The organism is Bradyrhizobium sp. 1 (assembly GCF_023073315.1).
Lineage (GTDB): Bacteria > Pseudomonadota > Alphaproteobacteria > Rhizobiales > Xanthobacteraceae > Bradyrhizobium.
The window spans coordinates 353,667-366,813 of record NZ_JADPJH010000002.1 but is presented as its reverse complement, the minus strand read 5'-3'; the positions used below and the strand labels follow the sequence as shown (position 1 = coordinate 366,813).

Genomic DNA, 13,147 nt, shown 5'->3' with positions numbered 1-13,147 from the left:
TTGCAGTGATTATTCCGCGGCTTGCGCGTTTGGATGAGCGATCATGCCTTCGAGCCGACTGCGGATGATGGCCTCCGCTTCGCGCACGATCCGGGAGATGAGCTCGCCGCAGCTTGGGATGTCATGGATCAGGCCCTGCACCTGGCCGGCCGACCAGATGCCTTCGTCCGAATTGCCCGATGCATAGACCATCTTGCCGCGGGCGCCGGCGACGAGCTCGCGGATGTCCTCGAACTTGGCGCCATCCCTCTCCATGGCAACGACCTTGGTCGAGATCTCGTTCCTGGCAACCCGCGAGGTGTTGCGCATGGTGCGGAAGATCAGCTCGGTCTCGCGCTCGTCGTTGGCGACGATCTTCTCCTTGATGAGCTGGTGGATCGGGCTCTCCTTGGTCGCCATGAAGCGGGTGCCCATGTTGATGCCTTCGGCACCCAGTGCCAGGGCAGCGACGAGGCCGCGGGCGTCGGCAAAGCCGCCGGAGGCGATCATCGGGATCTTGATCTTGTTGGCGGCGGCCGGGATCAGGATCAGGCCGGGGGTGTCGTCCTCGCCGGGGTGGCCGGCGCATTCGAACCCGTCGATCGAGATGGCGTCGACGCCCATCCGCTCGGCCGAGAGCCCGTGGCGGACACTGGTGCATTTATGCACGACCTTGACGCCGTGCTTTTTGAATTCGTCGACATGCTCCTGCGGCTTGTTGCCGGCGGTCTCGACCACCGTGATGCCGCTCTCGATGATGGCGGCGCGGTACTCGGCATAGGGCGGCGGCTTGATCGCGGGCAGGATGGTGAGGTTGACGCCAAACGGCTTGTCGGTGAGGTCGCGGCAGCGCGCGATCTCCTTGGTGAGGTCCTCCGGCGTCGGCTGGGTCAGCGCCGTGATGAAGCCGAGCGCGCCGGCGTTGGCGACGGCGGCAACCAGCTCCGCCCGTCCGACCCATTGCATGCCGCCCTGGACGATCGGGTGCTCGACGCCGACGAGCTTTGTGAACCGTGTTTGCAGCATGATCTGTCTCCCCCTGGGCGGCCCGCAGGCTCTGTTATCGATTGATGCCGGGAGGATGCCGCCGGGGGTGGCAAATGTCTATCAGCGCGGACGTGCGGTCAGGGCGGGGCGATCATGCGGGGAGCGAGGAGATTCCGCGAGGCGGATAATCCGAGGGCTCGTGTCCCGGACGCGCTGCAACGCCTCTTGGCGTTGCGGCGCAGAGCCGGGACCCAGAAGGCCGCGCAACGTGCTGATGCATGGGCCCCGGCTCCGCAGCGCATCACTTCGTGCTGCGCAGCGTCCGGGGCACGAGACCTACGTTTTCGAGCGCAACTGCGCGCAATAACCGTAGCGCTACTCCGCCGACAGCCGCACCATCTGGCGGCCGCCATTCATTTCCTTGAGGCGGTTGACGAAGTTTTCCGGGCGCTGCCAGCGATAGGGGACCTGCAGGCCCATGAACTCGGCGATGTCGCCGATGAAGCCGGTGCAGTTGGTGGTCTCGGCATTCCAGACCGGCGAGCTCGCCTGCAATTTCTTGATGTAGGCGAACACGCGTTTGGCGTCGGCCTCGTTCAGATAGACGCGGTAACTCGCGGTCAGATAGTCCGGATCGAGATCGCCATAGCTCGCGCCGGTCTCGGCTGGCACCCAGGTGAGGTGGCCGAGCACATAGGCCCAGGTGTCCCCGGACGGTGTGAGCCCTGCGACCTCGACGGCGCGCTCGCTGGTCTTGCCGTACCAGACGAAGGCATGGCCCCAGCTTGCCGCGGTCCGTGCGCGGAAGTCGACGTAATAGGGACCTTTTTCCGCACGCGCGATCGGGCGCCGCGACTGCGGCGCCGGCCGTGATGCGGTGTCGGTCGTGGCAAGCGCATTTGCGTCGGCAACGCGCTTGTTCGCTTCGTGGGCCGAGGCCGAGGGCATCGTGCATGCGATCATGGCCGCGAGGGCCAAGCCCGCAAGGATGCAGGATCCCGATCGATCAGGTTTATTCGTCACGCTATGCCCCTCGACTGTCGGCCGCTTCCGCAGACTTTGCGCGTATCAGTAGCGCGCTGCGACCGGGCCGGGCGCCTTGCCGATCGGGGCCTTGCCAATCGGGCTCTTGCCAATCGGCATCTTGCCGATCGGCGCCTGCTCCGAATAGACCGGCACGGGCTGGCGGCGCGGCAGATCCGCGGCGTTCGCAACCGTCACCAGAGCAAGCGTGGCACCCAGAACAAATACAATCTTCTTCACGTTCATACCCCTAGAAGGTTTGGTTTGGTCCAAACACGGCACCGCCGTGCCCCCAGACACGCCTCACAGAAGGGCGGCGGAATGCGACCAAGTTGCGGCGCGCGCGGGACATGTTGGCGGCATTGATCGGGCGCGCGGAGATGTGATGTGTCCGGATGTTTCGGAGTGGCGCCGAGCGCTCCTCAGCGGTCGGCGCTCAGGCGAAAATTCATCTCGACCTTTGCGGATGGCGTGCCCTCCGCAACGTGCCAGTCCGAATAGCCCGGTGTCGGATCGGGATCGGAGGAGAGATCGAGCCGCCACGATTGTGGGGGCTGGTTGGGCAAGGTGAGGGTGACGAGGCGGTGGGGTGTCTTGTACATCAGCGAGGCTGAGGTGAGGATTACCTGACGGTCACCGTCATGACCGTGCCAGCGGTTGGTCAACTCGGCCACGGTATATCCCTGTCGTTCCTGCACCTCGATCCGCACGTCCTCCCTCGCCGGCAAGGGCATGCCGGCTGGCAGCTTGAACTGGAGCTCGAGCGTCATGAAGCCGTGCGAGAGGGTGGGCGAGCGGATGAGCTCGTACCACGCCCACCAGCCGAGCCCCGCAATCAGCAGCACAAGCGTGACGGCAAAGGGGAACGAGATGCGGCTGCGCGAGGCCGCTGCGGTGCCGGGCACCTCCGCGTCGGACGGAGAGACGCTCTTTCTGACGACGCCGATCCTGCTGAACAGCCACACGCCGACAATGAAGCCGATGACACCGCCGATCGGCCCGATCTGGAAAAAAGCCCCCATGGCGGTGCCGCCATCCCGGTCCGGCCCCGCGAGGGTCGCCACCAGGATCGCAAGTCCGGACCAGCCGGCCAGCATGCCGAGGAGACCAGACAGAAGGCCGAGGATGAAGCGCATGGGGGGTTAGTCGCGCCGAGAGAGATCGCGGTTCGAGCTCGACGCTTGTTTCGATCATCCAGCTACGGACCGCCTTCACCCGATCCGGTTCAGGCTGTTGCGGATCGTCGAGAAGATGCCGCCGATGTCCTTGCGCAAGGCATCGAGCGCATTGAAATTGTCGAAGATGCGGGTGAGGCGGTCTTCGACCTCGCGCTTGCCCTTGGTCAGCGTCTCGACGCGCGAGGCCAGCGTCACGCCCGCATTGGCCTCGATCTCGCCGACGGTTTTGGCCAGAAGGTCGTGGGTGGTGCTGACGTCGGCGATCATCGCCTCGATGCCGAACACCGGGGCCTTCAGCGGGACGAGATCGGCCTGCGACTTCGACAATTCCGCCTTGAAGGCGTTCAGCGTCGTCAGTGTCTCCTGCAGCGCAGCCAGGCGCTGGCGCGACTGGAGCACGAAATCGTTCAGCGCGTTCTGGCGCTCGGTAAGGGTCTTGCCGTCGGAATCGATCTCGACCTCGCCAAGCGAGCGTTCGAGCTGGGCCTGGCGCTGGCCGAGCTCCTCGAAGTCGAGCCTGACGGCCTTGAGAATGTTGAAACTGTCGTCGATGCGGGCGAGGCGCTGCTCGATCTCGAGCTTGTTCTTCGACAGCGCCTCGACGCGGCTGCCGAGCGGTGCGTCGCCGCCGGTCTCGAGCTCGTCGATGTTCTTGGCGAGGCGGTCATGACCGAGGCCGAGCTCGCCGATCAGGGCGTTGATGCCGACATCCGTGGATCGCAGCGGCACCAGCTCGGCGTGGGATTTCGCCAGATCCTCCTTGTACTGGTTCAGGGTCGCAAAGGTGGTCTGGACCGTGTCCACCCGTGACAGCAGCGTCGATACGTCGCGCGCGATGTCCTTCAGCCGGTCGGCGAGATTGTTCTTGCGGTCGTCGGTCTCGAGGTCGTGCAGGGAGCGTTCGAGCTGGTTCTGGCGGTCGCGGATCTCGGTGAAGACGGGCTCGACCGCGCGGCGTTGATCGGCGACCTTGCCGACCATGTCGCGCACGCCCTGCTGGCGGCGGCGGATCTCGGCGAGCTGGTCGTGCATGTCGGTGGATTCGTTGCGGCCCTGCTGGAGCAGCGCGCGCTGCTCGGTCTCGCCCAGCTTGTCGTGGAGGGCGGAGACGGCCTCTCTGGGGTCGCTCTCGATCAGGTGCTGGACGGTGGCATCGAGATGGTTTTGCAGGGCATGGGCGACGACGACGTCCTCGCGGGTCTTCTTGAGGCGGTCGCGCAGCTTGTCGAGGCGCCGGTCCTGGCGCGACAGCCGCCAGGCGGTTGCACCGATCAAGGCCAGCGCGAGGACCAGCAGCGCTCCGGTTGCAATGCGCTGCGGCATGGACAGGCCCGCGAACAAAGCGGGCAAATGGGCGATATCGTAACCAAACGCCTGCTGGGCGAGAAGCGCGATGGCGGCGAGCAGGACAAACCAGGCAACCAGGACAAACAGCCACATCGTGACTTCCTCACGCCGGCACACAATCTCGCCATAGTTGCTATTGGAGAGCGGAACCGAGATCAAGAGGCGCGCGGGTTGCCGACCGCATCCGGGGAGCGCGATCCACGGCTGGTTGCATCGGCCGATCGGTGGAGGGGGTGCAGGGTTGCCGGGTTTTCCCGAGGAGGCGGGTAGCGTCACGTCCTCCTTCGTCATTCCGGGCTCGCGCTGCGCGCGCCCCGGAATGACGGGGAGGGCTACAGCCGAAACTCGTTGGTCAGCTCACCAATCCCGTCGATTGCGACCGTCACGATATTCACCGGCTCCTTCATGACGCCGATACCCACCGATGTCCCGACCGCGATGAGGTCGCCGGGGAGCAGGGTCATGTCGTGGGAGATCTTGCTGACCAATTCCTGCGCGGTGAAGATCATGTCCGAGATCGGATAGTTCTGCCGCTCCGCGCCATTGAGGATGGTGCGGACCACGAGTTTCGCCGGATCAAGGCCGGTCGCGATGACAGGGCCGAACGGGCCGTAATCGTCGATGCCCTTGGCGCGGGCCCATTGCGGGAAAGTCGCGTCGCTGGTCAGGATGTCATTGGCGGTGATGTCGTTGACGCAGGTGTAACCGAAGATGAAGCCGTCGGCTTCCGCCGGCGAGACGCGCGCGCAGGACTTGCCGATGACGATGCCGAGCTCGCCCTCATAGGTGGTCTTGCCGTCGTAATAAGAGGGGCGGCGGATCACCGCGCCCGGCGTCGTGATGCTGGTGGTGGCCTTCAGGAGATAGAGCGGCTCCGGCGGCTCGGGCTGGTTGAGTTTCGCCGCGAGCGCGTGAAAATTGTTCCAGAGCGCGACGATCTTGCTGGGCGCGCAGGGCGCCAGCAGCTCGACCTCCGACAGCGCCAGAATCTTGCCGGTCGCTGCATGGCGGCCGAACATCTCGCCTTCGTGCACGCTGATGCCTGATGGCGTCAGCGTGCCGAAGCCGGTCGCGCCATTATTCCGGAAACGCAGCCATTGTTTCATCTCGCCCGCCATCATGCCACCGCCAGTGCGCGCGGATCGGATGGCGCCGAGACGCCGTCATAGAGACCGGCGATGCGGGCGCGCTGGGTCACCATCGCCAGCACCGAGTCGAGTGCGGGCGTGGCGATGCCGGTGAGGCGGCCCATCTCCTGCACCACGGTGACGAGCGGGTCGATCTCCATCGGGCGGCCGCGCTCGAGGTCCTGGAGCATCGAGGTCTTGTGCGCGCCGACCTTGCGGGCGCCCTCGATGCGGCGTTCGACGTCGACGCGGAATTTGACGCCGAAGGTCTCGGCGATGCCTTGCGTCTCGACCATGATGGCGCGCGACAGCGCGCGCGTGGACGGATCGGTGCAGATCACGTCGAGCGTCGCGTGGGTCAGCGCGCTGATCGGGTTGAAGCAGACATTGCCCCACAGTTTCAGCCAGATCTCGTCGCGGATGCGGTCGAGCACCGGCGCTTTCAGCCCGGCGGCGACGAAGAGATCGGCGAGGCGCTGCACGTCGGACGTGATCTCGCCGGAGGGCTCGCCGAGCGGAAAATTGTTGCCGTAGACGTGGCGGATCACGCCGGGCGCCTCGATCTCGGTGGCGGGATAGACGATGCAGCCGATGGCGCGCTCGGCGCCGATCTCGCGCCACTGGCGGCCGCCGGGGTCGATGCTCTCCAGCGTCGCGTTTTCGTATGGGCCGCCGTGCTTGTGGAAGTACCAATAGGGGATGCCGTTGACGGCGGTGACGATGCGGGTGTGGGGCCCGAGCAGCGGCTGCATCTTCTCGATCACGCCGGTGATCGAATGCGCCTTCAGCGTGATGATGATGTAGTCCTGCACGCCGAGCTCGGCGGGATTGTCGGTGCAGCGCGGATGCACAACGTGCTTTTCTTCGCCCGTCAGCAGCGTCAGCCCGTGCTCGCGCATCGCGGCGAGGTGGGCGCCGCGTGCGACCAGGCTCATATCGGCGCCGGCGCGCGCGAGCTGAACCCCGAGATATCCGCCGATCGCGCCGGCGCCGTAGATGCAGATCTTCATGAAATCCTCGCGGGTGGCCGGAATTTTGGGACGAAAGATCCGGTCCGGCTCGGAAGGATCCGAGCCGGGGCCGGTAGTCGCAGGGGAAGGGTCGTGTTGCTTAAGCTGCCGCTTGCGGCGTGCCGTTGAGCGCTTCGTCAACGACAGCGGCGATGTCGCGCATGCTGATGACGGAGACGAGGCTGTAATCGTCGATCACGGGCAGGTGCCGGATGTGATTGCGGTTCATCACATGCCGGACGTGCTCGATCGTGTCCGAGGAGGTGCAGGAGATGAGCTGCTGCACCGAGACGAGCTGCGAGACCTTGATGTTGACGGCGCCCGCGCCGTGCTCGGCGACGGCGCGCACCACGTCGCGCTCGGTGAACATGCCGACCGCGGTGTTGCCCTCGGAGCGGACCACGTCCTTCACCACGAGCGCGCTGATGTTGTTGGCACGCATCAGCTTGGCCGCGATACCCACCGTTTCGTTCATTCGCACCGTAACAACGCGCGGCGTCTTCTTGCGCAGAATGTCTCCGACCAGCATTGCAACCTCCCTGGGTGAATGATGGGGTCAAGTGTGGTATACATAATGCCAATCGTCAAGCATTCGATTTGGCTGATCCGAAAATTCTTGCGGCAGGAATGCTGACGTTTGTCGTCGCTCCAAAACAAAAAGGGGCGCATCGCTGCGCCCCTGTCTCAACCGTGCAAGATGTGTGGCGGCTTACGCCGTCTCGGTCTTGGCAGTGCCCGTTGCGGCATTGGCGCTCTCGGCTTCCTTGCCGAGGATGAAGGAGCGGCGCATCGGCTTGATCACGAACAGCGCCATCAGCGCCGCGGTCGCATTCAAGGCCACTGCCACCACGAACACGGCCTTCCAGCCATAGGTCGCCGAGATCACGCTTGCGAGCGGGACAAGCAACGCGGCGGTGCCCTTCGCGGTGTAGAGCATGCCGTTGTTGGTGGTCGCGTATTTCGAGCCGAAGGTGTCGCCGCAGGTCGCGGGGAACAGGGAGTAGATCTCGCCGAACACGCCGAAGTAAACTGCGGTCGCGAGCACGAACACGATCGGGATGTGGCCATAGGCCGACAGCGTCAGCAGCATCAGCGCCGCCGTGCCAAAGGCGATGAACATGGTGTTCTCGCGGCCGATATTGTCGGAGACGAAGCCGAAGAACGGACGGCCGAAGCCGTCGAAGATGCGGTCGAGCGAGATCGCGAACGTCAGGGCCGCCATCTGAAAGCCGAGGAGCGTGACCGGCGTGTCGGCAATCTTGAAGTCGTGCGCGATCGGGGCGATCTGCGCCGCGGTCATCAGGCCGCCGGAGGCGACCATGACGAAGACGAGGTACATGACCCAGAAAATAGGCGCGCGCAGCACTTGCGGCGGGGTGAAGTCGATCTTGGTCTGCGGCAGATTGAGCTGCTTCTTCTTCGGCGGGATCGAGATCCGCGGCGGCTGGATGAAGAAGGCGAGCACGAACACGATCAGGCCCTGGCCGATGCCGAACTTCAAGAACGCGGTCTGGTAGCCGCTCGATGCGATCATCATCGCGATCGGCACCACGGTCAGCGCGGCGCCCGCGCCGAAGCCTGCGGCAGTCGCGCCGGCGGCGAGGCCGCGGCGATCGGGAAACCATTTCAGCGCATTGCCAACGCAGGTGCCGTACACCGCGCCCGCGCCCATGCCGCCGACGACCGCGGCCGCGTACAGCAGGGGAAGCGAGTCAGCATAGGAGTTGAGCACCCAGGACAGCGCGATCATCACGCCGCCGAACATGATGACAATGCGCGGGCCGTATTTGTCGACGAACCAAGCTTCGATTGGCACCAGCCAGGTCTCGGTGACGACGAAGATGGTGAAAGCGAGCTGGATCGCCGCGCGACCCCAATGGTGGGCCGCATCGATCGGATCGACAAACAGCGTCCAGCCATATTGCAGATTGGCGATCATCGCCATGCAGACGATGCCCATGGCGAGCTGAAACCAACGGAAACCGGTGCGAAGAGGCGCGGCCGTGACGGCGCCATCCGTGCTGGAAATCATCAACAACCTCCCATGGCGCCTGATTGAATGCGACCTGGGATTGCAAGATGACCCAGTGTCGCAAATATTGTGGCTTATCGTCGCAAGCGCGGCGCGGAGCTTGGTATACCATATTCCAGAATGCAAGCCCTAACTTGTGACGCAGCGCAAGAAAAATGCGCGATTCCCTTCGGATTTCGTGAAGTTGAAAAGATTCGTACAAAACGAAACGCCCGGCCGTGAGGCCGGGCGTCGTGCTCGAACGAACTGTGATGAAGCGCGTCAGACGGTCGATTTCGCGACCACCATCTTGCGCCAGGGTTTCAGCACCACGATCGCCAGCGCCGAGGCCAGGATGTTGGCGCCGGCCGCGATGATGAACACGCTGTCCCAATTGCCCGACGATTGCTGCATGTAGTTGGCGATCGGGACCAGGAGCGCGGCGGTACCCTTTGCGGTGTAGAGCAGGCCCGCATTGGTGGTCGCGAACTTGGCGCCGAACGTGTCGGTGCAGGTCGAGGGGAACAGCGAGTAGATCTCACCCCAGGCGAAGAACACGAAGCCCGAGAGCAGCACGAACCAGAGCGGGTCGTGGCCCCAGAGATAGAGCATCCAGATGCCGACACCTTCCATGCCGAAGGCGATGAACATCGTGTTCTCGCGGCCGATCATGTCGGAGATCCAGCCGAAGAACGGACGCGTCAAGCCGTTGAGCACGCGGTCGATCGTGGCCGCGAAGGTCACCGCCGTCATCGTCACCGCCATCAGCGTCACCGGAACGCTGTCGACCTTCCAGTCGACGGCGATCGGCTTCAAATTGGCCGTCACCATCAGGCCACCGGCGCCGACGATCACGAACATGAAGTACATCAGCCAGAAGATCGGCTGGCGCAGCACCTCGGTCGGCTGATAGTTGCGGCGCGTCTGCACCAGCGCGGCGTTCGCCGCCACGGCCGGCACCTGGCCTGCTTTCGGCGCCAGCAGGAAGAAGGCGAGGATGCAGATGATGATGCCTTGTCCGAGGCCGAAATAGAGGAAGGTGGTCTGGAAGCCACTGTCCTTGATCATGGCCTGGATCGGCGCGACGGTCAGCGCGGAGCCTGCACCGAAGCCGGCCGCCGTGATGCCCGCGGCAAGACCGCGCTTGTCGGGAAACCATTTCAGCGCGTTGCCGACGCAGGTGCCGTAGACGCCGCCCGCGCCGATGCCCGCGATGATCATGCCGAGATAGAAGCCGTTGAGCGTGGTCGCCTGCGCGTTGATCGCCCAGCCGACGGCGCAGAGCACGCCGCCGACCAGGACGACAAGGCGCGGACCGTATTTGTCGACGAACCAACCTTCGACCGGCACGAGCCAGGTCTCGAACAGCACAAAGAGCGTAAAGGCCCATTGGATCGACGCACGATCCCAGCCGAATTTTTTCTGGATGTCGGGGACGAAGAACGTCCAGCCATATTGATAGTTGGCGATCATCACCATCGCCGCTACACCGACCGCCAATTGCGCCCAGCGATACGTATCGCTAACGCGCGCCGCTGTAGGAGCCGTTGCCTGCACCATGTCCGTCATAAAGCCTCCCGTGGCGCCTCTCATTTTCTGCGAGCGCTGGAGAGGCATTCTTGTATTCATTATGCCAAGGTTCAAGCGCTGGTCCGGTCACCGTGCGCAAATGCCGCAGAACCTTGCCGGCCCCGGCTTGTGAATCGGACTGCGCAAATAGAAATGGCCCCGTCGTGCGGGGCCATTCATCAAAAGTAGTACGTCGGCGATTTTGAAACCCGCGCGCCGATCCGGCCGCGCCAGGGTGGTGTCGGCCTACAGACCGAAGCGGGGCAGGTCGCCGTTGTGATTCGAGATCTCGGCGCTCGCCATCAGGAAGCGATCGACCGCCGCCATGAAGCGGGCGAACAGCGAGGTGGTGGGCGCGAGCGCGACGGAAGCGGTCTTGGACATCGGAATTCCCTTTCTCAAGACAGTCAGTAGTGCTGTCTCATTTCGAAGGGCAATCTACGTATACCAGATGCCAGTGTCTATGCATGCCATTGCATGGCAGCATGTTCTCTACCGCATTGCAGCATAATGATGCGTTAAAGCGACCGATCGGGGCATGAAACATCCCTGACATGGTCGAATCCGCGTCGTCTGACTGTCGCAGTGCACAATCTGGCCTTGGCAGGGCAGTCCAAAGCCGTTAGTGGTCTGCCCCCTTTTCCAATCATCTATCAGAGTGGTTCATGTCGAGCGCCTTGCCCGCCGTCTCGATCGGCATCGATTTTGGGACCAGCAATACGGTCGTCGCCATCGCCGCGGACGACCGCCGGGTCGAGGCCATCCGCTTCGACCATGGCGGCCAGCGCCACAGCGTCTTCGTCTCGGCCCTGTGCTTCTGGGAGGACCGGCCGGGCGCGGGCGCCCAGGCCGAGGGCGGCCCGTGGGCGATCGAGACGTTCCTCGAGGGACGCCACATCTATCGCTTCCTCCAGTCGTTCAAGACGTTTGCGGCGAGCTCCAGCTTCAACACCACCCAAGTGTTCCGGCAGCGCTTCAAGTTCGAGGACATTCTGGCGGCGTTCCTGCGGACGCTGGTGCGCCATGGCGGGGACAAATTCGGCTTCGAGACATCGTCCATCACGGTTGGCCGCCCCGTGCGCTTCGCCGGAGGCAATCCCGACGAGGCGCTGGCGATGCAGCGCTACCGCGCCGCGTTCGAGAGCCTCGGCGCCGGCCACGCGCGCTATGTCTATGAGCCCGTGGGCGCCGCGTTCTCCTTTGCGCGCCGGCTGGAGCGTGATGCGACCGTGCTGGTTGCGGATTTCGGCGGCGGCACCAGCGACTTCTCCGTGATGCGGTTTTCGCGCGCGGGTGGCGCCTTGCGCGCCGAGCCGCTTGGCCACGCCGGCATCGGCATCGCCGGCGATACGTTCGATTACCGCATCGTCGACCACGTCGTCTCGCCGCGGCTCGGCAAAGGCTCCAGCTTCCGCTCGTTCGACAAGGTGCTGCCGGTCCCGAGCGGCCATTACACCAACCTCGCGCGCTGGCATCAGCTCGCGATGATGAAGAGCAACGGCGATCTGCGCGAGCTCCGGGATCTCGCGCGCTCCGCGCTGAAGCCGAAGCTGCTCGAAGATTTCATCACCATCGTCGATCTCGACCTCGGCTTCTCGCTGTACCGCGCGGTGTCCGACGCCAAGGTTGCGCTGTCGGGCCACGACGAGGTGGACTTCCGCTTCAAGGGCGGCGGCGTCGATATCGGTGCGGCCATCACGCGCAAGAATTTCGAATCCTGGATTGCCGACGATATCGCTCGCCTGGGTGCCACCGTCGACAAGGTGCTGGCCGAAGCCGGCATCACCGCGCGCGAGATAGAGAAGGTGTTTTTGACCGGCGGCACCTCGTTCGTGCCCGCCGTGCGAAAGCTGTTCGCCGACCGATTCGGCAATGAGCGGCTGATGTCGGGCGACCAGTTCGAGTCGATCGCCTACGGCCTCGCACTGATCGGGCACAGTCCCGATCCCGATCGCTGGACCGCAGGCGGCGGGATCGCGCCGAAGCCGGGCGCGTAGCAATCGTTCTCCGCAGACTTAATATGAGTTGTCCTCGCGGAGAGTTCGCCATTCTCCGTCATTGCGAGCGCAGCGAAGCAATCCAGACCGTCTCCGCGGAAAAGATTCTGGATTGCTTCGCTGCGCTCGCAACGACGACGCGGGGAGATCTGCGCGTCCAATCCAACAGTGCCGTAGGGTGGGCAAAGGCGCAAAGCGCCGTGCCCACGATCTGTTGGTGGGCACGCTGCGCTTTGCCCACCCTACGGCACTGACGCCTTTGCTACTGATTGATCTCGGGCTCCACCAGCTTCGCCAAATTCCGCAGCGATTCCTGCCAGCCGAGATAGCAGGCCTCCGGCGGGATGACGTCGGGGATGCCGGCCTGCGTGATATCCACTTCAGTACCGACCGAGACCTTCTTCAGGATCACGGTCACCTGGATCTCGCCGGGCAGATTGGGATCGTCGAACTTGTCGGTGTAACGCAGGCGTTCGCCAGGCACGAGCTCGAGATATTCGCCGCCGAAAGCGTGGCTGTTGCCCGTCGTGAAGTTCCGGAACGACATCTTGAACGTGCCGCCGACCTTTGGCTCGAGGTGATGCACGGTGCAGGTGAAGCCGTTCGGCGGCAGCCACTTTGCAAGCGCATCCGCCTCCAGAAAGGCGCGATAGACCTTCTCCGGGCTGGTGGTGAGAACGCGGTGCAGTCGGACAGTGCTGGGCATATTCATCATCCTCTTGAAGTGATCGGTTCGACAGGAACCTCTCTTGCCCGTCGATGTCCCGAGGACGAGCGGGATAGCGCCGATCCGACACGGCGTCGCGGTTTTTCTTTGCTGGGTGATGCGATAACGGAAGGCGGCCGGATTTTGTTGGCCCGATAGCTGCTCAGAGCCGCCTCTGAACAAGTCGTTCGATCCATGTTGTCCCCGACGGCT

At 64.1% G+C, this 13,147-nt stretch carries 13 protein-coding genes; 1 reads left to right on the top strand and 12 read right to left on the bottom strand.

From position 1 onward, the window contains the following. Window positions 1–9: 9 nt before the first annotated feature. From IVB29_RS01620 to IVB29_RS01570, 11 genes are all read right to left on the bottom strand, one after another. Entirely contained in the window at window positions 10–1,005 is a 996-nt protein-coding gene (locus tag IVB29_RS01620) for a nitronate monooxygenase family protein (RefSeq protein ID WP_247501636.1), read from the bottom strand. Between the two features lie 336 nt (window positions 1,006–1,341). Then, window positions 1,342–1,989 carry a hypothetical protein gene (locus IVB29_RS01615; protein WP_247501635.1) on the bottom strand — a complete coding sequence of 216 codons (648 nt, stop codon included), beginning with the start codon at window positions 1,987–1,989 and terminating at the stop codon, window positions 1,342–1,344. 45 nt (window positions 1,990–2,034) lie between these two features. Then, entirely contained in the window at window positions 2,035–2,235 is a 201-nt protein-coding gene (locus tag IVB29_RS01610) for a hypothetical protein (protein ID WP_247501634.1), read from the bottom strand. Between the two features lie 176 nt (window positions 2,236–2,411). Further along, window positions 2,412–3,125 (bottom strand): hypothetical protein, encoded by a 714-nt coding sequence (locus IVB29_RS01605; RefSeq protein WP_247501633.1) that lies wholly within the window; start codon window positions 3,123–3,125, stop codon window positions 2,412–2,414. Between the two features lie 75 nt (window positions 3,126–3,200). After that, a complete protein-coding gene (locus tag IVB29_RS01600; protein ID WP_247501632.1) occupies window positions 3,201–4,607 on the bottom strand; it encodes a hypothetical protein in 1,407 nt (468 codons plus the stop codon). A 239-nt stretch (window positions 4,608–4,846) separates the two neighbouring features. Beyond that, on the bottom strand, window positions 4,847–5,635 hold the full coding sequence (locus IVB29_RS01595; protein WP_247501631.1) for a fumarylacetoacetate hydrolase family protein: 789 nt from the start codon (window positions 5,633–5,635) through the stop codon (window positions 4,847–4,849). Then, window positions 5,632–6,651, bottom strand: coding sequence for a 2-dehydropantoate 2-reductase (locus tag IVB29_RS01590; RefSeq protein WP_247501630.1), 1,020 nt, complete (start codon window positions 6,649–6,651; stop codon window positions 5,632–5,634). Before IVB29_RS01590 ends, IVB29_RS01595 begins: the two co-directional genes overlap by 4 nt. Window positions 6,652–6,751: 100 nt before the next feature. Then, window positions 6,752–7,180, bottom strand: coding sequence for a CBS domain-containing protein (locus tag IVB29_RS01585; protein WP_247501629.1), 429 nt, complete (start codon window positions 7,178–7,180; stop codon window positions 6,752–6,754). A gap of 180 nt (window positions 7,181–7,360) precedes the next feature. Continuing rightward, window positions 7,361–8,683 carry an oxalate/formate MFS antiporter gene (gene oxlT, locus IVB29_RS01580; protein WP_247501628.1) on the bottom strand — a complete coding sequence of 441 codons (1,323 nt, stop codon included), beginning with the start codon at window positions 8,681–8,683 and terminating at the stop codon, window positions 7,361–7,363. Between the two features lie 261 nt (window positions 8,684–8,944). Further along, window positions 8,945–10,231, bottom strand: coding sequence for an oxalate/formate MFS antiporter (oxlT, locus tag IVB29_RS01575; protein WP_247501627.1), 1,287 nt, complete (start codon window positions 10,229–10,231; stop codon window positions 8,945–8,947). A gap of 246 nt (window positions 10,232–10,477) precedes the next feature. Continuing rightward, window positions 10,478–10,615: a hypothetical protein gene (locus IVB29_RS01570; protein WP_164987894.1), complete on the bottom strand. Its 138-nt coding sequence runs from the start codon at window positions 10,613–10,615 to the stop codon at window positions 10,478–10,480. A 281-nt stretch (window positions 10,616–10,896) separates the two neighbouring features. On the opposite strand from IVB29_RS01570, the gene IVB29_RS01565 reads away from it, so the two are divergent. Beyond that, a complete protein-coding gene (locus tag IVB29_RS01565) occupies window positions 10,897–12,228 on the top strand; it encodes an Hsp70 family protein (RefSeq protein WP_247501626.1) in 1,332 nt (443 codons plus the stop codon). 262 nt (window positions 12,229–12,490) lie between these two features. Here IVB29_RS01565 and IVB29_RS01560 read toward each other — a convergent pair whose 3' ends face one another. Then, window positions 12,491–12,934: an SRPBCC family protein gene (locus IVB29_RS01560; RefSeq protein WP_247501625.1), complete on the bottom strand. Its 444-nt coding sequence runs from the start codon at window positions 12,932–12,934 to the stop codon at window positions 12,491–12,493. Window positions 12,935–13,147: the final 213 nt, after the last annotated feature.